At 36.7% G+C, this 23,725-nt stretch carries 17 protein-coding genes and 1 tRNA gene; 10 read left to right on the top strand and 8 right to left on the bottom strand.

Annotated features, from left to right (window positions below; genetic code table 11):
• Positions 1-771: 771 nt before the first annotated feature.
• The 4 genes from R2R28_RS16700 to R2R28_RS16685 form a co-directional block, all read right to left on the bottom strand.
• A complete protein-coding gene (locus R2R28_RS16700; RefSeq protein ID WP_316826821.1) occupies positions 772-1,746 on the bottom strand; it encodes a DUF5712 family protein in 975 nt (324 codons plus the stop codon).
• Position 1,747: 1 nt separating this feature from the next.
• A complete protein-coding gene (locus R2R28_RS16695) occupies positions 1,748-2,263 on the bottom strand; it encodes a BfmA/BtgA family mobilization protein (protein WP_316826831.1) in 516 nt (171 codons plus the stop codon).
• Positions 2,264-2,906: 643 nt separating this feature from the next.
• Positions 2,907-3,167 carry a helix-turn-helix domain-containing protein gene (locus R2R28_RS16690; protein WP_316826820.1) on the bottom strand — a complete coding sequence of 87 codons (261 nt, stop codon included), beginning with the start codon at positions 3,165-3,167 and terminating at the stop codon, positions 2,907-2,909.
• Positions 3,168-3,377: 210 nt separating this feature from the next.
• Positions 3,378-4,139: a hypothetical protein gene (locus R2R28_RS16685; RefSeq protein WP_316826819.1), complete on the bottom strand. Its 762-nt coding sequence runs from the start codon at positions 4,137-4,139 to the stop codon at positions 3,378-3,380.
• A gap of 205 nt (positions 4,140-4,344) precedes the next feature.
• Between R2R28_RS16685 and R2R28_RS16680 the strand changes: the two genes are divergently transcribed.
• The 6 genes from R2R28_RS16680 to R2R28_RS16655 all read left to right on the top strand — a co-directional run bounded on the left by R2R28_RS16680 (position 4,345) and on the right by R2R28_RS16655 (position 15,061).
• Complete coding sequence (locus R2R28_RS16680; protein WP_316826818.1) at positions 4,345-6,717, top strand: outer membrane beta-barrel family protein; 2,373 nt, start codon at positions 4,345-4,347, stop codon at positions 6,715-6,717.
• A 51-nt stretch (positions 6,718-6,768) separates the two neighbouring features.
• Positions 6,769-9,873, top strand: a complete 3,105-nt coding sequence (locus R2R28_RS16675; RefSeq protein ID WP_316826817.1) for a lantibiotic dehydratase — start codon at positions 6,769-6,771, stop codon at positions 9,871-9,873.
• Positions 9,842-10,978, top strand: coding sequence for a lanthionine synthetase LanC family protein (locus R2R28_RS16670; RefSeq protein ID WP_316826816.1), 1,137 nt, complete (start codon positions 9,842-9,844; stop codon positions 10,976-10,978). Before R2R28_RS16675 ends, R2R28_RS16670 begins: the two co-directional genes overlap by 32 nt.
• Positions 10,979-11,045: 67 nt before the next feature.
• Positions 11,046-11,261 (top strand): class I lanthipeptide, encoded by a 216-nt coding sequence (locus R2R28_RS16665; RefSeq protein WP_316826815.1) that lies wholly within the window; start codon positions 11,046-11,048, stop codon positions 11,259-11,261.
• A 316-nt stretch (positions 11,262-11,577) separates the two neighbouring features.
• On the top strand, positions 11,578-13,764 hold the full coding sequence (locus R2R28_RS16660) for a peptidase domain-containing ABC transporter (RefSeq protein WP_316826814.1): 2,187 nt from the start codon (positions 11,578-11,580) through the stop codon (positions 13,762-13,764).
• A 10-nt stretch (positions 13,765-13,774) separates the two neighbouring features.
• Complete coding sequence (locus R2R28_RS16655; RefSeq protein WP_316826813.1) at positions 13,775-15,061, top strand: HlyD family secretion protein; 1,287 nt, start codon at positions 13,775-13,777, stop codon at positions 15,059-15,061.
• A gap of 728 nt (positions 15,062-15,789) precedes the next feature.
• Here the strand turns inward: R2R28_RS16655 and R2R28_RS16650 are convergent.
• The 3 genes from R2R28_RS16650 to R2R28_RS16640 form a co-directional block, all read right to left on the bottom strand.
• Positions 15,790-16,197 (bottom strand): hypothetical protein, encoded by a 408-nt coding sequence (locus tag R2R28_RS16650; RefSeq protein ID WP_316826812.1) that lies wholly within the window; start codon positions 16,195-16,197, stop codon positions 15,790-15,792.
• A 36-nt stretch (positions 16,198-16,233) separates the two neighbouring features.
• Positions 16,234-17,502 carry an erythromycin esterase family protein gene (locus tag R2R28_RS16645; RefSeq protein ID WP_316826811.1) on the bottom strand — a complete coding sequence of 423 codons (1,269 nt, stop codon included), beginning with the start codon at positions 17,500-17,502 and terminating at the stop codon, positions 16,234-16,236.
• Positions 17,503-17,676: 174 nt separating this feature from the next.
• A complete protein-coding gene (locus R2R28_RS16640) occupies positions 17,677-18,450 on the bottom strand; it encodes a carbonic anhydrase family protein (protein ID WP_316826810.1) in 774 nt (257 codons plus the stop codon).
• Positions 18,451-18,685: 235 nt separating this feature from the next.
• Between R2R28_RS16640 and R2R28_RS16635 the strand changes: the two genes are divergently transcribed.
• Positions 18,686-18,759: transfer RNA gene (locus R2R28_RS16635), tRNA-Asp, on the top strand.
• Positions 18,760-18,853: 94 nt separating this feature from the next.
• On the opposite strand, the gene R2R28_RS16630 is transcribed toward R2R28_RS16635, so the two are convergent.
• Complete coding sequence (locus R2R28_RS16630) at positions 18,854-19,414, bottom strand: GIN domain-containing protein (protein WP_316826809.1); 561 nt, start codon at positions 19,412-19,414, stop codon at positions 18,854-18,856.
• 318 nt (positions 19,415-19,732) lie between these two features.
• On the opposite strand from R2R28_RS16630, the gene R2R28_RS16625 reads away from it, so the two are divergent.
• From R2R28_RS16625 to R2R28_RS16615, 3 genes are all read left to right on the top strand, one after another.
• Entirely contained in the window at positions 19,733-21,316 is a 1,584-nt protein-coding gene (locus R2R28_RS16625) for a Na+/H+ antiporter (protein ID WP_316826808.1), read from the top strand.
• 78 nt (positions 21,317-21,394) lie between these two features.
• Positions 21,395-21,814 carry a hypothetical protein gene (locus R2R28_RS16620; protein ID WP_316826807.1) on the top strand — a complete coding sequence of 140 codons (420 nt, stop codon included), beginning with the start codon at positions 21,395-21,397 and terminating at the stop codon, positions 21,812-21,814.
• Positions 21,815-22,011: 197 nt separating this feature from the next.
• Positions 22,012-23,688 carry an alkaline phosphatase family protein gene (locus R2R28_RS16615; protein ID WP_316826806.1) on the top strand — a complete coding sequence of 559 codons (1,677 nt, stop codon included), beginning with the start codon at positions 22,012-22,014 and terminating at the stop codon, positions 23,686-23,688.
• The last annotated feature ends 37 nt before the right edge of the window (positions 23,689-23,725 follow it).

The following is a 23,725-nucleotide window of genomic DNA, read 5'->3' as shown; positions in this document are numbered from 1 at the left end:
TAAATATTCTCACAAGCCAATCACATGGCATTGCAATGGCGGGCTTCATGTTAAAAACAGATGAAAAAATAATATCATTAATGATGAAACTGCTTTAAAATATAAGAGGCTGCCTGTACAGCCATAGGGTGAGGATACCTTGATGCTCACTAACTATTTCTTGATTGGGAGTAAAACCACACAGGTACGTACCGTATTTCACATCATTTGAAATTAAGATACAGTGCGTGGGCTCTTTTCTGTTGTTCTGTGGCATGCCATATCCACCACATTTTGAAATTAAGATGCGGTTAACATGGTTTTTCTCAGGAATACTTCCCTTTATCCGGAATAAGATGCAGCGCTCTATTGTAAATCCGACAGAGGGATTTAAGAGTAATGTATTAGTGGGACAGGTAAATTATTGATTGGCCGCAATCATAGGACTGCACTGCGGCCAGCTCCGAAGGATTTGATAAGGTGTTGCAACCGCTTAGGTACCATTGTTTGATAGTTAAATACAATTGAAAAAAATATAAGGGCTGTTTGCAAAGCCATAGGGCGGGACAGATCGTGCCCGCTGAGATGTCTAGGCATCATGCAATATGTGGGAACTGCTGTATCAATACAATTTACCGTGATGCCATGATATCATGTAAAGTGTGGGAACTGCTGTATTTCTAATAATTTCTTCCGTAAATGCGAAAGCAAAAACAGCGGGGTTTACGTGGGGAGGGGTTTTTGCAGGCCGCAAATGCGCGGAGGGAAACATGTTTGCCCATAATAATGCGGTTATCTACTGATTCCCTGACTTTGCCCTTTGCGTTTTTTCCTTCTTTTCTTTTCAGCCTGGTCAACTGAACCTGATCCCGTAGAAGGGGTATAAACAGGCTCCATCATGATCTCTATAAAACCCGAAACCGTTTTACCTACCACCTGTAGCATTTCATTTGCACTATTAAGCAGCCCTAAAGATATGTCCCCTGCCAGTCTGGTGGCAAGCGGATTGTCTGCATTATGCTGAGATAGGCTATATTCCAACAGATCCAGCTGTTCTTTTTGAGCAATATTTCCGTTCTTCTGGATGTTGGCAAAGGCAAGTGTCTCATTCAGTTTTCTGTCAAAACCGAACAGTTCATCGAAAAGGTTCTCACCTGACTGCTTAAATGCCAAACGGTTGAACTGCCCCAGTTTTTTCGAGTGTTCCTGGTTCTTTCCCCTTGAGGTGTTCATTGGACTAAGCTTAATCCTGTTGGTAGCATCCTTACGGCTGACAATGATCTGGATATGCATCTGGTTATCACCCTTGATCTCGCCGCGTTTTTTCTCCCCGTTCACAACTTCTTTATCCCTGTAAGTATAATAACGGTGGTTTTCTACTTTTGCGAACCACAATAGGTCTTCTGCTGAATTAATACCTTCCCGCTTGAAATTCTCTGCATATGCGTCCATTACCTTTTCGGCAAAAATTTTCATCTGATTTTTCACACCTAGAGCGCCGAATTCCTCCATAAGGTATTTCAACTCCTTTTGGCTGGGACTGATGTTAACCAAAAAGAACTTCGCATCTGCCTTACAGAGTTTGGCAATATTGTTATCAATGGCATGCCTCACCTGGTATGGTTCTATATTGTCTGCTGTGTGGTTAAACCAATTTTCTGGTTCATTCTTATTAAAAAGCCTGTTTTCCTTTTCAAGATAATTAACAAGCTCTCCGCTGCTTCCCCTGTTATTTGCTGTTGCACTATCTGTGATATTGATGAACATTTTAAAGAAGCTCTATCTGTTTACGGGTCAAATTTGCGAGTTCCTCTTTTTCCCTCGATGATTTCATCATATTAAAGGAATCCCTTTCTTTGATATAACTGTTCAGGATATAAAGACATCTTTCCTTCAGGCTCTGCTTTGTTTCCATTTTAATCTCCATTCTGTCGACCACCATATTCAGGGCAGAAAGTTTTTTCGCCTGTGCCAACTGGTTTTCAATAACCTCATCATTATGCTTCAGTACCTGGCCATTGAAGCAATCTACAATCTTTTTCAGCGTTTCAACCATTCTCACCGAGTCCCTTTTTATCGGAATGAGCAGTTCTTTTTCCTGTGTTTTAATGAACCCGATATATTCTTTCTGGCCTTTAAGCATCGTGTTTTTTAAAAGTTCGTCATTAAAATCAATAGGATCCTTTTTGCTGCGGTAGAAGTAATCTATCATCTGTGAGAATACCTGCCGTTTCGACCTCCCAAGTTTCAGTGCTATCTTTTCAAACTTGGCATCGTCCTGCACCGAGTATTTTACAGTCCTCAAACTTTCCTACATATCCATATATCTGTTTAGCTTTATATTCAGTTATTTTGCATCCTCCAGGGAATTCCTTTTTCATGCCTAATGATCATTTAGCAGAAGCAAAGAACCCCTGGAGGGTTCTTTTAACCCCGTTTACGCAGCAGACGGCAAGCAAAGTAGGGCTCTGCCCAACTTCCGCTTGCTCCTTTTTCTGAAAATGAAAAAGGACTTTCTGCATGATCCATAAGCCCCCTCAGAGTTTCGATCCCTGAGTTTGTATATATGTATATGTACGGATATGAAAATATGCATATATACGCGTATACATATATACGTTTTTAATCCAGGTCGCCCCACCAGATGCTGCTCCCTTTCCGCGGGTGGTAAGTGGGCTGATATTTGATATACCCAAAGGCGCTCAGTTCATTCATGCGTTTGTGATATGTGGCAAAAGAAGCTATCTTGGAGTAAGTCATCAGTTTTCTCCTTGTAACTGAAAATGGCTCCCGGAAACCGCTGTGATGCCAGCATATAGATATAGCGGTAAGGATACTGATATGGGTGGATAGCAATCTGCTGTCCGATCCCATTCTGACAATTCTCGAGACGCAGAGGTCTTCCATTTTTCTACTTTCGTAACCGGTCATTCCCTGCCCTCCAGAAGCTTTGTTATATCCTCCATTTTGTAATACATCATTCCCCCGATTTTGGTATAGCGTAGCGTTCCATTAATACGGAGATTCTGCAACGTGCCCGGTGAGATACTCAGGAGCTTTCGTACTTCAGCGCTCTTTAGCCACTGCCTGTTTTCAGATTGCCCCGGTCTGATGAGCTGCCTGATCTCGTTCAGTATTTCCGTCTTAAGGTTCTTTATGTCCTCTTTTGTGATTAGTTCTACATTCATTTTTCTCTTTGATTAATTCATTGAAAGCTGCATGATCTAGTAGCAGTCTTTTTTCTGGAACAAAGAAATGAATGTGGAATGTTTTTTTATTACCACACAGAACCGCATGGTAATTGGTAAGGTCTGAATCTAAATTTTATGGGAGTAAAATTACCCAATATGCGTTGACCGCAATCAATACGTTTTGATATTGTCTATTGAGTTTAGATTTCAATTTCTTTTTTTAACGCCTTTGATCTCAAAAAGATGTTGACCAGCTGGAATTTCCGATGAGCGGGTGCCGGGGTTGCGTCTGTCCTTTGGGAAATAACGTCGTACACGGTTAAAGTCGATTTCTTCATGGTCCTCACGGAAATACCTGCATATAAGTTTGACCCAAACAATCTGAAATTCTGTAAAGACTATTTCCTTCCCCGTAGGAAGTTTGATATCCTGCATCTGGATACACAGGTCAAGAAAGCTAAGAAGACCACCCTTTGGAATATTTATATATTGTTTGGTTTCAAGAATGGTCGCTATTTGTAAATCTGACTTTAACTTTACTATCTGTTTTTTTAGGGCGAGGATCTCAGAGTCCTGTTGTGCGATCACGGAGTCATTAGACTTGTGTATATTCCATTGATCCAACGAGATCAGGACGTCTGTAAATTTCTTTAGATGTTCAATTTCCCTTTGCGTCCTGACGTGGTTTTCCCCATAGATATCTCTGCTCATTAAAACTTTCAACTGCCTCTCAATAATCTCCCAAAGGTGTTTAAAGAAGATCTGTTCATTGACTTTATCGTTTTTCGCCAAACAATAATCCAGATGGTGATGATAAAATTCATTCAGGCGATCTTCATGTATAGCAAAGATTCTTTTGAAAAAATGTTTTAGGAAATGCGAACGCTTCCAGGTTATTGGATTATCTATATCCAATGTGGTAACTGCAAAATCAAAGCGATTTCGTGGTTTAAAATAACTGATAGCCATAAATACTTGATATCTTCTAGTTAAGAATTTGAATAACTAACGATATGCAATTTATAATAATTATGCTAACAGTCGATTCGTGTATTATAAATTAGTTATATATAATGGTTTTTTAATAAAGTAACGTATTTGTTAGTTGTTTTTTTTGCTTAGATAAATATTTTAATTCTATATTGCGTTTACGTATTTAACCTTATTTAGCTATATGCTTAAAAAAAATATTTTTCTGTTTATTGTCATTATTATTTCTTTTTCGTTTAAAACTTTTGGTCAGCATATAATCACAGGAAGTGTTTCAGATATTATCAAAAAGCCCATTAAATCAGCTAATATAATGTTGTGGGATTCAGTTAAGAACAATTTAGTTAGCGCTCATATTACCGATTCGCTCGGAAATTTTCATATAGAAGCTAAAAATTTTTTAAATGTTCAGCTCCGGATTAGTTCCGTCGGTTATCAAGAAAGGCATGTGCAAGTAGTTGATTCGCTATCACAATATATAGCTGTTGTGCTCAATGAACTGCCTAATAACTTAGCACAGATTGACATCTCGTCGAACAGGCCCTTGATTGAAAGAAAAATTGATAGGCTGGTATTTAAAGTTGAAAATAGCGTTATTGCAATTGGTAGTGACGGTTATGATATACTGAGCAAAGCCCCCGGCGTTAGAGTTGGTGACACGGGTGTCGGTATTATTGGGAGAAATAGCGTAGCAGTGATGGTCAATTCAAAAATCATAAATCTGTCTGGTAATAACCTGATTACCTATCTGAGGTCAATAAGTTCAAATGATATTAAGGAGATAGAGGTTATTACAAATCCCCCATCCAAATATGACGCAGCTGGTAATTCTGGGTTAATTAATATAATTCTAAAAAAGAACACAGTTTTAGGTTACAGCGGTTTAGTTAGTACCGCAATATTTCTTGGTAAATATGCGGCTGCGGGACTATCTGGTGCATTCAATTATAACACTAAAAAATTACACATCAACACTAGTCTTTCATCTGGAACTGGTAAATACTTTAGTTACAACAATTATTTTATTGAACGCCCTTTTTCCTCAAGCAACGATTATTACCAAAATGTTAACCAAAGAAGTAGTCTTAGAGGTAGTATAAGTCTGGATTATGACTTGTCTAAAAGTTCTTCTATAGGTATAAAATATGAACAGGTAAATAATGATGGGAAGAATAAAAATAAGAGATTGGCCGAGTATCGTAGTTCTATTTTGGATTCGGTCATAAATACTCCAGGAATTAGCAATTCTGATAATGTATCTAGATCTGTTTTTCTATATTTTCAAAAAAAACTCGATACCACAGGTAAGGTACTTGATTTTGATGTAGGTTATTTAGATTACAATAATGGCTCTGACAATACATTTTTAAGCCGCGGATTTGATTTCGGTACTAATTTGGAAACTGGGCAAGTTGATGTTAATTCTTCATTGAACCAAGGGACAAAAATTTTTTCTTCCAAGGTAGATCTGTCCCTTCCAAATAAAATAGTAAATCTTGAAGTTGGTGGGAAAATCAGCTTTATTGAAACGAATAGTTTGACTTCCTACCAATCATCATTAGTATCATTAGCTAATCAAGGAAATAGCTTTCGTTACCTTGAGAATATATCTGCTTTGTACCTGAGTGCCCAAAAGACAGTCAAGAAATTTAACATCAAAGTAGGTTTACGCGCGGAAAACACAGTAACCAATAATTATCCGAGTTTAGGTTATGTGAAAATCAAGCAAAATTATTTTAATTTATTACCGACAGCATACCTAAACTATAAAATTAATACGAAACAGACCATCGGCGTGTCGTATGGGAAAAGGATCAATAGGGCAACTTATGAATCCGTTAACCCAGCGAGACTTTATACTTCAACCTATAATTATGAGGAAGGAACCCCAAACCTTCAGCCATCTAAAAGCCATGTTTTTGAAGTTAACTATAACACTGATAAATTTAGTTCATCGATCTATGGCAACTTAGTGCGGAACGGATTTGCATGGATTACGCTTTTAGCTCCGGATAATGTTTATTCTGTCCTCAAACCTCAAAACTTCGTTGATATTTCAATTTATGGTTTAAGTGAGTCTTATACCTTTAACAAGCTTAGCTGGTTGGAGAGTTATAATCAGCTAAGTCTATATCATGAAAAATATGTTTACACCATCGGTTCGATTAATACTGTTAATAATCTAAGTGCTTATTTCTCCACTGACAATACGTTGGTTTTAAACAAGAAAAAGACATTAAGGGCAAATATTAAGTTTTATTATCAATTTCCAGAAATCTCAGATTTGAACAAAAGAGAAGATTACTATGCTCTGAACTTAGGCGTCTCTGCGGGATTCGCTCAAAGGAAAATCAATATATCTCTTAATGCAACAGATATTTTTAAAACCAGCAGGCTTAGTTCTACAAGTTTCATTAACAACGTAAGGCGTAGGGTTGACGATTATAATGATAACCGAAATTTTAGATTGTCGGTAAGTTATCGATTCGGAAATGACAAAAATAATAAGCGGTTTAAGGATAGCACGATTGAAGAATCAGACCGAATAAAAAAATAAAACAATTCTCTTATCTGGTATTTCCAACGATTTGCAAAAACCAAATTATATATGTATAAACATTTTTCTAAATTAATAATCCGTACTCCTTTACAGAGTTTAAGGATGTATAATGACGAATTAGCAAAATCATCTCCCCAAGATCTTTTTTTGGATGGACTCTATCTCTCAACGCCAGAATATTACCATGAATATTTTGAGAAGGACGAGTCACAGGGTGAGAGAAAAAAACTGACATTCAATAAATATTGGATACGAAGTGTGATGAGAAGTACCCCTTTTGCCACTTTTGCTGGTTGCGGTATCGCGGAAATTTCTTCCGGTCCCACAAGCCTGATCCTTGATGATCCAAAAAATTATCATAAGTCCGTAAGGCTGGATATGAATTATTTAACAACTTTAGTCGAAGCTTTGATAAATGATACTGATGTTCGGAGTCAGTTAAGGTTTTTTCCAAATAATAGTATATATGAGGTTTATGATGAATTTAGATATGTTGAATATCTAGTGCTTAATGGGATAAGGCATCATAAACTTAGTTCAGTTGAAAAGTTTGACTACATTAAAGGACTTCTCAATTTGGCGAAATCAGGCTGTTTAATTTCTGAAATGTCAGATTATTTAATAAATTCTGTTGAAGTTGAGAGAGGTGAGGCTGAGGACTTTATTGCAACTTTAATCAATTCACAATTATTGGTATCGCAGTTGGAGATTAATATAACTGGTCAGGATGCATTAGATTACCTTGTTGATCAACTTAAAGATTTATCGATTCCAATAAGAATCAATGAGTGGTTTAGAGAATTACAAAAAGCTTTAAGGGAGCCGAATAACGGTGTGCCCCATTATAGGAACATTGAGGCGATATTAGAGCGAAATGTCTGGGGTTTAGAACGCCCGAAAACAACCCTCCAATCTGATATGTTTCTGAAATTCGAATCGGCATGTGTAGATGAGAATATTATTAATAAAATTATATCCCAGATTGAAGACCTGTCCGTAATTTATCGTGATTTATTTGTACAGGATCTTGATTTGTTCAAAACATCTTTCATCGATAAATTTGGTGAAGAGGAAATCCCCCTAGCAATTGCTATTGATGCAGATTTAGGGATTGGTTATTCAGGTATCGATGATAGAAGTGCTGGTGGTCATGAATTCATAGACGGTTTAATGATTAAACGGGGAAAAGCAAAAGCCACGGTAGAGCTAGATCCGATCAATGATTTTGTTCAAAAGAAATACCATGAGTATTTACGTACAGGCGCTACTGTTATTGAAATAACAGATGATGATCTTAACACACTAAGAGACGCGTTAAAAGACAAGCTAAAGGAAATGAAATTTTCCAATAGTATGCTAGCTATGGGGGCGTTAATGAAATCAGACAAGAATGATGGGGGTTTCATGTTTGATTTTAATTTTATCGGAGGACCTTCCGGAGCAAATCTTATATCACGATTTGCTTATGGTAGTGAAGAATTGATGCAATTTGCAAATGAGATTCTAAATGAGGAGGAAAAAGAGTTCCCCGATTGTATCTATGCTGAAATTGTCCATTTCCCACAGTCTTTTGATGCAAATATATTATCAAGACCGTTATTGCGTAAATATGAAATTCCATATGTCGGGATTTCCGGCGCCCCTCTTGAGAATCAAATAGAGGTTTCTGATATTTTTGTAAGTGTAGTAAACGACCGAGTAGTATTGAGGAGTAAAAGATTAAACAAAGTGATATTGCCCAGACTTACATCTGCCCACAACTATAGCAATGACTGTCTTCCACTGTACAAATTTTTATGTGATGTCCAAGACCAAGGATTGCATCAACAAGCCACCTGGAGATGGGGAAAGCTGGATTTTGCCAATAGATTGCCCAGAGTATATTATAAAAATCTAATATTGAAGAAAGCCGAATGGGTATTCTACGATACGGATTTTAAGGATAAATTGAATGATCTAAAATATTGCTTAGATGTCATACTTAAGATCAGAGCTGAGAGAGATATTCCAAGATTCGTTGGTTATGCGAGGGGCGATAATTGTATGCTTCTTGATTTAGATAGTTCAGAAGGTATTACCCTGCTCGTGCATTTTATAAAAAGGTTTAACATTGCTCGATTAACAGAATATCTTTTTAATGAGAAAAACTGTATAGTCAATGACAATCACGACAATCCATTTACAAATGAGCTTATTATACCTGTTTACAGAAATGTTGAAATTCCCTCTGTCTTGCATTCAACTAGCACAGATTCAGATGAGGCTATACAAACAAATTTTAGTCTCGGGAGTGAATGGATTTATTTTAAAATATACTGTGGCTCAAAATCTGCAGAGAAACTTTTAAAGTCTGTTATATTGAGTTTTGTCGAACAAGGCATAGAAGATAATGATTTTGAGAAATTCTTTTTTATCAGGTATTGGGATACCTCTAATCATATAAGAATCAGGTTCTACAATTCAGATGCCTCCAAAAATTTCGATCTTCAGTCAAAGATCATTGCTAAAATTAACCCTTATATTAAAGGGGGAATAGTTTCGAAATTCCAGCTCGATACATATCAGCGGGAGATAAAGCGCTATGGTGCGAGCCTTATTGAAGATGCCGAAAGTTGGTTCTACTATGATAGTCTTTCAACATTGAGGCTTCTAACTCTTTTGAACGGTGAGGACAAAGATAAGTTTAGACTTTTGATCGCAATTCGGTCTGTAGATGCATTGCTGAATGATTTTAATCTATTGCTTGAAGAAAAATATTCGCTGTTGGAAGGGATGCATCAGGGTTTTTATAAAGAGTTTGGATCATCTAAGGGGTTAAAAATCCAACTTAACCATCTTAATAGGAACTTAAGGAAAGATATCATCGCATTTTTAGAAGGTGAACCGGATGAAAATTTGATGGCTATTGACAAGGTGTTGATGGTAAGGTCATTGCAAAGTAGATCATCGATAGATAAAATAATTTACGAATGTGGCGATCTCGAACAATTATTCGATCTGCTGAGAAGTTACATTCACATGTCTTTGAATAGATTATTCATCGGCAAGCAAAGGGTAAACGAACTTCTGGTTTATACATTAATGGAAAGATTGTATAGTTCGAAAAAGGCTATGTCAAAGAATGGAAAAAGAAATCAACAAGTACCTTCTTAAAATAGATAAAAGGATCTGCGAACTTTTGGAACTTGACGAGAGGTATGATCTTATGCTGGGGTATGGTGGCATCGTACTCTATTATTTTTATCTTTCACGTCATACAGGACAAAAGCGTTTCCATAAGACCGCAATGCGCTATCTTGAAATGATTTTAGATAATATTGAAAAGATAAAGGGAGATAGTGTTTGTGAAGGACTAACTGGAATTGCATGGCTAATTGATATTTGCGGAAAGGAGGGTTTTATCCATTTTGAAGATTCAGATAGTTTGATTCAGCAATTTAAGCCGTTGTTAATTAATGGGTTTTATCAAAAGGTGAATAATTTTAACTTCGATTTTCTTTATGGAAGTACAGGAATTGCCTGTTTCTTTTTGCAGCTTTCTAACTCGGATGTTTTACAAGAGGAGCTCGGGTCAGTGTTTTTGGAGCTGTTATCCAAAAATTCTCAAACATTTGAAGAACAGGTGTATTATGAGTCTTGGGATTTTCAAGAAGCGAGTCCTCTTATCGGCGTATTTGATACTGGTGTCGCTCATGGTAACACTTCAATTATTTACATTCTTAACGCAATGGTGAATTCAGGTAAATGGGGCAAAAGAGCAGAGGAACTTCTTAGCGCCTTGTTAACCTCATACAATCATTTTTTTAAAAAGCCAGGTGAAAATGGCTTTTTCTTTCCAAATTCTTTCAACATTTCTGAAGCGGATAAATTTCCTATTTCAAGAATGGGTTGGTGTTATGGAGACCTAACCAATGCCGTTGTTATAAAGTCTGTTGTGAAACAAAGGAAATTTGTTGGATTTAAGAGATGGATAGATGAGGTCTTAATAAATGCTAATAACCTCAAATCTTTCAATGATCAGCCAGGTTTATGTCATGGTTCAGCTAGCTGTGCTCACCTCTTTAATAGAATTTATCAGATAACCAATAATAATTCTTTTAAGTTGGCTAGTTATGACTATGTGAATGAAATCATAAGAAATGATCAAAAATTGGGAGATTATAGTTTTTTGCACGGTTGTTCAGGGGTAGGACTTACATTATTAGGTATTCTCAATGATAACTGTAGAGGATGGGAAAAAATTATTCTTACAAATTAATTAGATTTTATTTGGTGATTAATTTATAAAAACTGTATATTTAGTTACTAATTTAAAAATTAATATTATGGACAAAAAAGTCAACCAAAAACTATCCTTTAATAAGGATACTGTTACAAGATTGAATGCAAAAAGCATGAGTAAAATTCTAGGAGGTTTAAATGAACCAGCGGGAGAAGATCCTTCTGGAACAATTGGAAATGATGCCGCATGCTCGAGTACAAAGGACATAGATTCAAAAACTTGCTGTAATTCAAAAGGCAGTAAACCTTACACTTCGTAATTTTGCTTATTAGAGGAAGATACTTCCTCTAATATTTTACTTTTTTGCAATTTACTACCGATAAAGCGATAATAATTCTTTAATTGTTGGTATTGGTAGGTTTTATACTACAATCATAATTGACTGTAGTTCTATGAATCTAACAAAAAAATCTCTGACACTTCTAGTCTGAAATTGATCCAGCAACAATTATTAGGTGTGTCTAGAATTCATCTAGGCAAAAATTCAGATGATCTTTCGAAGCTAATTTTCCACATTGTTTCTTTTCGTTCGAAAAATATCTATATATTAAACAACTATTGCTGACTGAAAAATTTTGAGAAAATTTCACCATTATAAACAATTGGATACTATGGACTGCGGTCCGACTTGTCTTAGGATGATATCAAAACATTACGGAAAAAGTTTTAGTCTACAAAAGCTTAGAGAGGTCAGTGGTTTAAATAAGGAAGGCGTATCCCTTCTTGGGATAAGTGAAGCTGGAGAGAAAATTGGTTTTCGCACTGATGGAGTTGTACTTGGAATTAATTTGTTATCAGAACTCGATCTTCCTTGTATTCTGCATTGGGACAAGAGTCATTTTGTAGTTCTATATAAAGTAAGTAAAGGCAATTATTTTATAGCAGATCCTGCGCAGGGTTTGATTAAATATTCTAAAGCAGAAATTCTCAATCACTGGGTCAGCATAAAAAACGAGGATCAACAACAGGGAGTCGCATTACTTTTAAAGCCATCTCCTGGATTCTATGAGAAGGATGATAATCATGAGGAAGGTTTAAGTCTAAAATATATTTTTAGTTATATAAGGAATTATAAGGATTTAATTTTGCAATTATTTATAGGCTTAGCTGTCGGTAGCCTGCTTCAATTGATTTTTCCGTTCCTTACCCAAAGTATTGTTGATGTTGGGATTAATACCCGAAACCTTAATTTTATTTATGTTATCCTGATTGCACAGACCATGTTATTTTTAGGTCGGGTCAGTGTAGAGTTTATAAGATCTTGGATCCTTTTGCACATAACAGCTAGAGTTAGCATCTCCATTCTTACTGATTTCATAATCAAACTTATGAAATTGCCTATAGCTTATTTCGATACAAAAATGACTGGTGATATTATGCAAAGGATGAGTGATCAGGGAAGGATTCAAAGCTTTCTTACTGGTCCGACACTGACAATTATTTTCTCGGCTTTTAACTTAGTAATCTTCGCAGCAGTTTTGACCTACTATGATATAACTATCTTCTTTATTTTTCTTTCAAGTAGTGTTCTTTATCTCGTTTGGGTGTCGTTTTTTTTAAATCGACGCAGAAACCTTGATTTTAAACGTTTTGATATATCTGCAAAGAATCAGAGTGCTATCGTTCAGCTCATCGGTGGTATGCAGGAAATCAAACTTAATAACTGTGAACACCAAAAGAGATGGGAGTGGGAGCGAATACAAGCGAAGCTTTTCAAGTTTAGTATTAAAAGCTTATCACTTGGTCAGTATCAGCAGGCCGGAACCTTATTTATAAACGAAGGCAAAAATATTCTAATAACATTCTTGGTGGCCAAATCAGTTATTGATGGTCACCTTACGCTAGGTGCTATGATGGCAGTGCAATATATAATAGGTCAGTTAAATAGTCCGATCGAGCAATTGCTGGGATTTATCCAACAATTTCAGGATACAAAAATTTCCCTTGAGAGATTAAATGAAATCCGGCAAATGGATGAGGAAGAGCCAAAGGATAAGACTTTTATAAATGATTTACCAATGAGTAAGAGTATTGCATTGAAGAACCTGACATTTACCTATCCTGGCGCTGGTAATGAGCCGGTATTGTCTAGCATCACTTTAAATATTCCAGAAGGTAAGACAACAGCTATTGTTGGCATGAGTGGAAGTGGAAAGACAACAATACTCAAATTGTTACTTAGATTTTATGTTCCACAATTAGGGGAAATAAAGGTAGGCAATTTGTCTATTGAACAAATAAGTTATCGATATTGGAGAGGTCAATGTGGAGTAGTAATGCAAGATGGATTTATATTCTCCGATAGTATAGCGAAGAACATAGCAGTAGGTGATGATTATCCAGATAAAGAAAAATTGAGAAATGCGATACAGGTAGCAAATATTCATGAGTTTATTGAAAATCTTCCATTAGGACTTGATACCAAAATTGGCGCAGAGGGAAATGGAATAAGTCAAGGCCAAAAACAAAGAATTCTTATTGCTAGGGCCGTTTACAAAGACCCTCAATACATTTTTTTTGATGAGGCGACAAATGCTTTAGATTCAAATAACGAAATGGCAATCATGGAAAATTTGGACGGCTTTTTCAAAGGTAGAACGGTAGTCGTTGTAGCCCATAGACTTAGTACAGTGAAAAATGCTGACAATATAGTGGTTCTGGACAAAGGCCAAATAATTGAGCAGGGGACGCATGCAGAACTATCTGCTAATAAAGGTGAGTATTATCATTTAGTAAGAAATCAGCTAGAATTAGGACAATAAATTTATCGGCATGCCAGATAATATATCAGAAAAGGAAATTTCGAGCGATGAAGTGCAGGAAATAATTACAGCTGTACCTACATGGATTTTGAGGTGGGGAATTACCCTTGTGTTTTCTATATTGGGTGCCATAATTGTATTTTCTTCATTCATCAATTATCCAGATGTTATAAGGACGAATTTAAGGGTCAATTGTCTCAATGCCCCGAAACCTGTACTTGCAAAACAGACAGGCAAGCTTACCACCTTACTTGTATCAGACGGTCAATCTGTAAGGGCAGGTCAATCTTTGGGGTACTTTGAAAGTACAGCTAAAGCCAAAGATGTGTGCCAATTGGTTCTTGACCTAAAATCGATACAAACAAAAATATTAAAGCAGAATTTTGAAGCTATCACTTTGCCTCAAAACCTTAGCCTTGGAGAAATGCAAATTAGTTATCAAAATTTCTTTCAACAATATTTACAATATCAATCTACAGTTAGAAATGGTTATTATATTAAGCGTTTGGCGATCCTTGAAAAAGATTTAAAGAATATTAGCACAATAAATCACCAGATACAAAATCAGCAGAAAATTCAGAGGCAAGAATATTCCAATCAGCAGGAAGAATATAATGCTTATCGACAACTCTATAAAAATAAGGTTATATCTCGGAGTGAGTTTGCACAGCAGGAAAATAAATTTCTAGCGTCGAAATATCCACTTCAGCAGAGTGAAACGGCTTTGTTAAGTAATTCAGGAACTTACAGCGCAAAAGAAAAGGATTTATTGGACCTCAGGCATACAATAATGGAAGAGCAGGCTAAATTTGTGCAGGCTTTGAATCAATGTATTACAGAAGGAGATAATTGGATAATGCAGCACGTTTTGATAGCTCCAGTCGACGGGATATTAAGCTTTGCAGGCATTGTACAGGAAAACCAAAATCTTCAGGTAGGACAGGAAGTATTTATTGTCAATCCTGGAAATACTGATTTTTTCGGAGAGATTCAGATTCCTCAAGAAAATATGGGAAAGATTGTAAAGGGAGCCTCTACCCTAGTAAAAATGAGGAGTTATCCCTTTGAGCAATATGGCCTCATCAGAGGGAAGTTATCTTATATTTCTGATGTTGCTTACAGGGACAGTGTATTTATTGCAAAAGTGACATTCGTTCATTTTGAGAATAAGGATGGGGAGCATAAGATAATTTTGAAAAATGGTATGAAAGCTGACGCCGAAATTATTACTGAAGAGAGTTCTCTGCTTAATAGATTTTTTAGAAATTTTAATAAAATACTTAATACTCACAATTAGGATATTTATGTTTTACTTACTTAATGGGTTTTGATTGTCTTCATTGTATCAAATCTATAAGTTAACCAATAGTCATTAAGGTGTAACGTAATTTTAGCGTTTTATCAAATAATATTTGTTGCTATATTTGGTAGTCAATTACAGTCAAAAAGTTTCAAAATAATGGTGAGCATATAGTGAGCAGTTTGGTTAGTTGTGATTTAAAGCGCTTATTTTCAATGATATACAAGATTGGTTCGAGTCCCGTCCATTCCGCGAAAATAGTTTTAAATTTAACTAAAAGCCTGTAAATTAAATGTTTACAGGCTTTTTCGTTTTCTAGAAACGCCAAATTATTCATTTTTTCCGAAAGCCCAGGAGCTTTACCAATTAATGACGGTAGGAAGCAAAACCGTTATGGCAGAAACGGTTAAAGATCGTTTTATCGGAAAGCTATGCAATCAAGGACCATTGTTACGGTTTTTGAAGATCACAGCTCAAAGATGAAAGGCCTCATCGGCAAAGAATTTGAAAAAAGCACCGTTCAGCGTTATGAGACCTGTCTGATGCATGCAAGGACTTTATGCAGTTAAATTATAGTGTTTCAGATATCCCCGTTGCAAAGATAACTTTATTTTTTTGGTTGATTTTGAATAGCGGCAAAATTGAATATTCGGCATTTTCAATTCTATTCCATTATATATTTATTTTTAATAGTTCGAATGTTTTTGGATTGGCCTCGATCATTACTATTTTACAGCAAAATCTTGATACGGGATGCCCAATGTTCCAATATGTGCACCCAAAATCATCACGTTACTGTCTCCATTGAGATACTTCCTGATATCTTGTATTTCTGATGCCCCATATTTTTCGTTGTTTCTAAGGTTGTAGCCGACTACACAATCTTCAGCATCAATAGCTAAATTTCCATTATCGCTTTTAACAAGTAGTGCATGCGTATAATTTCCAGTAATGTCTTTGACATAAGCGCCATAACCTGCCATTCTTTTTAGCTTCGGATTTTCTGATTTCTCACCATCTCCCAATATATCCTTGTAGGCTAAGATCGGCTTGATTGATGTATAAAGCTCAAGTTGTTTATCATCAGAAAGAGCAGAAATCTTTTCCAATAGATTCTTGAATTGATTAATCATATAATTTTTGCTGATTAGATATGAAGTCTTTAAGGTCTAAAATCCAATTGAAGCGTTTGTTTTTCTGAAAAAGATAACACCGTCAAAACAATCGAGAAGAGGTTCCTTTCCCATGGTCAATTTTTCATCTTTAAAAAAAGTAGTCCCTAAAGACCTCATATAAGTGTTTTTTTTAATCTCGTTCCAGAGGAATTTACCAACAGGCACTTTTTCAAGATCAAGAAAAAAAGCCGGACTATCCGCGTCCGAAAAAATATTTTCAATTGACTTAGGGTTTTTTGAACGTTCTACATACCTTACTTGATAACCGTCCTGTTGAGGATCCAAAATCCTGACATTTCCCTCTTCGAACATGAATGCTACGGAATATAAATCCTTTTGAAGCACCGGTTTTAAATATGATCCTAAAGTCGTTCGTGTAAAAGAGGGAATGTTCGAAATATGGGCATTATGGGCCCAAAGGATACTCTTCCCTTGATCTGGGAAATTTGACCGTATCCACAGAATATTTTCTGCCATGAATTTGTCCCTCAAATCCCTCCTCGAGGAATCATTTTTAGCATTCATCATGTCATAAGATTGTTCTAACATCCTTAGAAGCAGGATAAGTTTAGCATCTTTCTGTACAGATGCCTTTTCTTTCATTAACGCAATCGCGTCTAAATTTCTTTCATGTTCTGACTTCGTAAATTTAATAAGCTGTCCAGTGGAAAAAATATCTTTAAGAGCGATTAAGGACTTGTAGATATTGGGAGTTGCCTTTCCGCTATCTGGAAGCTCATAGAGGACCCGTCTTGCAATCATAACAAGATCTTGCATGTCCACGCCAATTATCGAAACCTTCTGAGCTTCCTCGTGATGTGAGTTGTACTGTCTAACATAATCGAAAAGCTGATATACTTCTTGGGTTTTGTAAATCGTATAAATGCCTTTCTGTCCAAATCTTTTATATAATGATGTATCCTTTTTGCCCTGTAACATTTGGTTTAGATAGATTAGGGATGCATAGTCGGTTTCAATAAATATTGTCCGGAAATTCGCTTTTTCTATCAATCCTTTAATAATTTCTGTCTTTGCTTCATAGAATTCCTTTGTGCCATGCGAGGACTCCCCGAGGGATACGAATTGTTTAGATTTCAGTATGTCAACTGTTTGAGTGAAATCTGGTTTGACATTCAGGCGGCTTGCTATTGGATAAATATATTTATTTAACGAATCAGTTACTTCGCTTTTTTTTTGGGGCTGCGCACTTAAGCACTGGGCAGCAATTAAGAATAGAGCTAATAAAATATTTGATTTTTTCATATTTCAGATAGTTGGTAGTTGCTAAAAAATGGTGAGCATATAATGAGCAGTTTGCCTTAATTTGATTTAAGATGCTTTTTTTCAGTGATATAGAGATTGGTTCGAGTCCCGTCCATTCCGCAACAAAAGCCTTAACTTGCAAAAGTTGGGGCTTTTTTGTTGCCAATAAAATCTTTATTTGGCGGGCTCGAATATTTCTACTTTTCCGGAGTTCATATCATAAACGCCACCAACAATCATTATTTCACCTGTTGCTTCCATTTCCCTCAAAATTGTACTTCTATTTCGAATTTCTCGAATAGATAGTTTAACGTTTTCATCGCAAACCGTTTCAACGAACAATGGATTAGAAGAAATAGCTTCGCCTTTAAAGGTGGTTTTAGCGCTAATAACAGCAGGGTTAATTTTTTTGAGAAGCTTGGTGATGTTGCCCAGCTTTACACCATCTATTGCGGATTTAATTGCGCCACAGTATTCGTGCCCCAGCACCATTACAAGCTTGGCTCCTGAAACTTTGCAGGCATATTCCATGCTTCCTAAAATATCTTCATTAACAATGTTCCCCGCAACCCTGGCAACAAATAGGTTCCCTATCCCGCTATGAAAAATATCTTCTACGGGTACCCTCGAATCCAGGCACGAAAGTATAACTGCTTTTGGATATTGGCCCAACGACGCTTTTCTTACCCTTTCAGTGGTATTGCGAATCGTTAAATTATCTCTTGTAAAATCCAGATTTCCTTGCTGTAAACGTTTGAGAACATCTGCTGGGCTAAGTTTCGTTTGTTGTTCTTTTGTTAAAACATCCGAAGTTAAAATGTCGTCTATTGCAATTGTTAGCGTGTCCTCTTTGTCTATTTCCTCAGAATTTATGTTTGAATTGTTTTGCTTACATGTACTTAGGGTCATGCTTATAATGAATAAGAGTGCTAAAAAACATGTTCTCATATGCGATGGAAATAATAATTAAAATTATAAAAATAATATTTAAACATCGTTGTGTTTTGAATTGTCTGTTAGTTTTTAAGTTTGCTTGCTGGCTGAATAAAATATTGTAAGTGAAATTCAGTGGGTTACGGGTTTGTGCTGTAAAATATCGAAGAGTATAGCAATAAACGAATAATAGTCCTTATATTTGCAATCCCGAAAGGGAAAGAGGTTCTAACTTTAAAGGAGAGCAAAAGGAGTGGTAGTTCAGCTGGTTAGAATGCCTGCCTGTCACGCAGGAGGTCGCGGGTTCGAGTCCCGTCCATTCCGCGAAAATAGTTTTAAATTGAACTAAAAGCCTGTAAATTAAATGTTTACAGGCTTTTTCGTTTTCAATGCAGTTTATATCTTGAACCAATTTTTATTATTCAGTAGGCTGAGTATGCAATGCTGCAAACCTATCTAAAGTTAATGTCGGAGTCTTATCCATAAAAAGGAAATGGGTATCGGTATTTCCCCTTAAGTATAGAGTAGATTTATCATAAATGGCCGTATAAAGCTCCTGATTTGTAGTATAAATATCGGCACTTGCATTTCCCTTTAAAATGATCTGGAGGAGCTTGACATCTAAAATTCCCTGTGTTTTTACAATCGCATTTTCTGCTGCGTCTATTCTATAAAGTTCATTTACATAAACAATGATTTTACCGCGCACTGTACTGGTTCCGGTAATGGATAAAATTTCTCCTTGTTGCGTTACCCTGGCGCTTCCCTCATTGCCATCAGCATAAAAAATGTTAAGGCCGGGCTTTTGGATCAGAATCACTTCAATATTCCCTTTTATTAGGATTTTTCTGAATGGAGAAACCTTATCTGTTTTTAAAGGTTTTTCGTTTGAAGCCTTGGCAGGTGCTGGAAAGAGATAGGTCATGATTAAAATGATGACTGATACCATGGCAATTTGGGGTTTTAAATAAGATTTCATTTTTGTTTTATTTTAATGATGTATGAACAAATCGTTAAGCGATACCAATCCTTTGTTTCATTTGCGGGTTGTATCCTTTGTCTGCATGTTAACCAAGGAAGTGCCAAAACGCTATTTTTTAATTATATATTTGATAGTCAGTGTGTTGTGCCGTTATTTGGCTTTTAAAAGTGTTCATTATCGAACAGTCTATTTCTGCGATCGGACAGTTAAAAAGGATTTAAGATTTTAAATCAATGGTTTATACGACGAATTTGTATGGTATTTTTTATAAATTGACATCAATATTAGTTGCTATCATTTTAACCCTTATCTGTAATGCACACCATTTTACCTTTTTTGCTTGCCATGGTAGCCATCATTGTGCTGCTGAATATGTGGGCTACTAAACTAAAAATTGCTTATCCGATTTTATTGGTTGTTGGAGGATTACTGATCAGTTTTATCCCTGGATTACCAAAGGTAAAAATTGATCCCAACCTCATATTTTTTATATTTCTTCCTCCACTGTTATTTGAAGCAGCCTGGACAATCTCTTTTAAAGAAATGAAAAAGTGGTGGCGTATTATCGGTAGTTTTGCCTTTCTGGTCGTTTTTTTTACGGCCCTTTCTGTAGCACTTGTAACCAATTATCTTATCCCCGGATTTACCATTGCGATAGGATTTTTACTGGGAGGCATTGTTTCTCCACCCGATGCGGTGAGTACCGCAGCCATTACCAAATTTGTAAAAATTCCAAAATCTACTGCTGCCATTTTAGAAGGAGAAAGTTTGTTAAACGATGCCTCCTCACTAATTATCTTTCGTTTTGCATTGGTGGCCGTTGGCACTGGTCAGTTTATCTGGCAGGATGCTGCTTCCAGCTTTTTGTGGATGGTGGTTGGTGGCGCAGGTATTGGTTTATTGTTAGGTTGGATCTTTGTTCAGATACACAAATATTTACCCACCGATGCACCTTCTGATACAGCGCTCACGCTTATTGAACCTTATTTTATGTACTGGATAGCCGAGCAGGTACATAGTTCTGGTGTGCTGGCTGTGGTAGCTGGCGGCCTGTTTATGTCGGCCAGGAGATTGGTTTTTTTAAGCAGTACCAGCCGGATCAGGACATTTAGCGTGTGGGAGAGTTTTATATTTATTTTAAACGGCATTGTCTTTCTAATTATCGGACTGGAACTTCCTGAAATTAGAGATGGTTTACGTTCACAAGGCATCCCCTTAAGTACCGCCATTGGTTATGGCCTGTTGGTTACCGGTGTATTGATTGCAGCCCGGATCATCAGTTCATATGCTGCCATGTTTGCTACACTAATTTTCAGGCCAGGCGTGGCGCCTGCTGCACGTTCGAGAAGAATATTGATGCTTATGCCTTTATTGCTCGGCTGGACGGGTATGCGCGGAGTGGTTTCACTGGCTGCCGCACTGGCTATACCTTTGACATTCGATAACGGAAAAGCTTTTCCACAAAGAGATTTGATCCTGTTCATCACCTTCGTTGTGATATTGTTGACGCTTCTGGTGCAGGGGCTTACACTTCCATCTATTATAAAGCGTACCGGGGCCTTTGGTTTTATCTTTAATCAGGAAGCTGAAGAAACGGTTAAAAAACAAATGAAACAGGATTTAAAACAGCATAGTTATCAGTTTCTTAAAAATAAGTACGATAACGAATTGAATGGTCATGTAGGGATGGAAAAATTGCTAAAACATTGGGAAGAAAAGTCGAAAGCCAGCGACGATAGCTGGATGAATGAAAACACAAAAATAATTTTTATCGAAATGCTCGAAAGCCAAAGGACTTACCTTACCGAGCTGAACAAAGATCCTGCAATTAATGAAGAGATTATTCGCCATCAATTGTATCAGATCGATCTTGAAGAGGAAAGATTGCGGATGATCTAGTTCATTTTACCTTTCAAAATCTTTTTAACTGTAGCATTTTGACCCGCATTATCGTTTTTATTAAAAACCAAATAGACGATGAAAAAAATAGCGCTTTTATTAATCATAGGCATTGCCTTGCTCAACTGTAAAAAGAACAAAACCATTACTGATTGTGGAGACAAAATGTGTACTTACGAGTTTGTTTCGTATGGGATAAGATTTGTAGATAATAAAGGTGAAGGAGCTGAAGTAAAGGACTTTAGCGTAATCAACCAGAGGACAGGAGAAAGTTTAAAGGCCAATTCAAGTATTTACACCAGTACGGTAAAAGGTGCTTTTATTGTAGTTGATGATGGTAATAAATTACAACTGTCAGAAAATGGCGACGACCTGAAAATTACCGGTACATCGGTAGCAACAAATCAAACCAAATCTGTTGTGATTAAAATGGGCGGCGGTAAGTGCGCATGTCATATCAGTAAGATATCCGGACCAGATCAGGTTGTTTTTGATTAAGATCATTTTATTTTAAAACTTACCACTTCTCTTTACATGCCCTTAGCCCTTAGCTTGGAGCTTTTATTTTGGCGTGTAGTTTAATCATTTTACAAGAGACTTATTAATCAGTACATTCTGTAAAATATTTTGGATAAACAGTTGGATTTTTACAAAACAATTGTTTAGTTTAGCTAAACAAAACATTCCAATCTATTATGAAAAAAAATAAAAAGTTATTCTTATTGCCTGCTTTGGCTGTTTTTACAGGACTATTCATGTATTGTAAAAAGCCTGGAGAAGAAACTACCGTTGATCAGAAGTTAGATCTAAAATCTGAAACCAATAGTGGTTTAACAGCTAAACCTAAAAAAGTATTATTTATCGGTATTGATGGCTGTGTTTGGAAAGCCATTACAGCTACAAATGCGCCTAACCTTAAAACATTAATGGACCAATCGTACACCAGTACAAATGCACTGGCACAGGTTCCAACCTGGTCATCTAACGGATGGTCGGCTTTATTTACCGGTGTAGGTGTAGCCAAGCACAAAGCATCCGACAATAGTTTTTCGGGATCAGACTTTGTAAACTATCCTTCATTTTTCAGGCAAATCAAAACCAGTTTGCCAGCATTACGCACCGCATCGATTGTTACCTGGTCATCCATTAACAGTTTTATTGTAGCCACCCAGGATGTAACGGTGAAACAGAACAGTGCAAGCGATAACGCCACCGAAACCAGGATTATCCAGGAAATTACCACCAGCAATACCGATGTTGCTTTTTGTCATTTTGATGATGTAGATCATGCCGGCCACGCCAGTAACTACAGAACCACCACTCAAATGTACATGGATTCGGTAAAGGCCGTTGATGCACGCGTAGGAAGAATATTAACTGCTTTAAAAGCAAGGCCAACCTATAACAGCGAAGACTGGTTAGTTGTGGTTGCTACTGATCATGGAGGAGATGCCAGCCATGGCGGAGCGAGCTACCTCGAACAAAATGCTTTTATTATTTTAAATAACAGTGCTATTACGCCTCAATTGGTTAACGCACTGCCAACCACAGCAACAGAATCAACAGCGCATAACATTTCTACAGTCGATTTTAAAACCAATGTTTACGGTCAGTTGCCTGCCCTTAGTAATTTGAACCTGAGTGCAACCAGTAGTTTCACCATCGAATTCAGGGCGAGGGCAACATCGGCCACAAGCGATCCGGTAATTATCGGGAATAAAAACTGGGCAAGTGGTTATAATAAAGGAATTATTATCTCCAACAGGAATGGGGTGATCAGGGCCAACTTTGGAGATGGTACCAATAGGCTTGATGTTGACGGCGTTGATTTAACCGATCAGCTTTGGCATCAGGTAGCCATAGTGGTTAACCGCAGTACTCAAAAGGCAACTATATACGATGGTGGGGTACAAGTTGCAGAAGGCAATATTTCTGCTGTAGGCGATTTAGAAAGCGGCACCGCTTTTAAAATAGGACAGGATGGTACGGGTAATTATAGCCCTTACTTTACCGGTAATATTTCAGAAATCAGGTTGTTTAAATCAGCTTTGCCTGCAACCAGTATCAGTGCTTATAGTTTTACGGCCTTAACCTCATCACACCCGCAAAATGCCGACCTGGTTTTGTATACTAAAGGAAATGAGGCCACTGGAACCACTTATAATGGCAGTTTGGTTACCCCTAAAATAGATATCCTGACTAAAAATGGTGCAGCCGTTACCTGGAGTGCTTTAACTACGCCAATATTTAAACGTAAAACAACAGACTACCATGGGGCGCCTTATTTATACAATGTGGCACCTACCATATTAAAGTTTTTAGGGATAGCTAAACCTGCTTACTATGATGGTAGTACACTGATTAATTTTTAAACCAACATACATAATAAAAAAAGCTGTATCCTCAAAG

The sequence above is a fragment of the Pedobacter miscanthi genome (genome assembly GCF_032678605.1).
Taxonomy (GTDB): Bacteria; Bacteroidota; Bacteroidia; order Sphingobacteriales; family Sphingobacteriaceae; genus Pedobacter; species Pedobacter miscanthi_A.
This window is presented reverse-complemented; position numbering and strand designations above follow the sequence as displayed.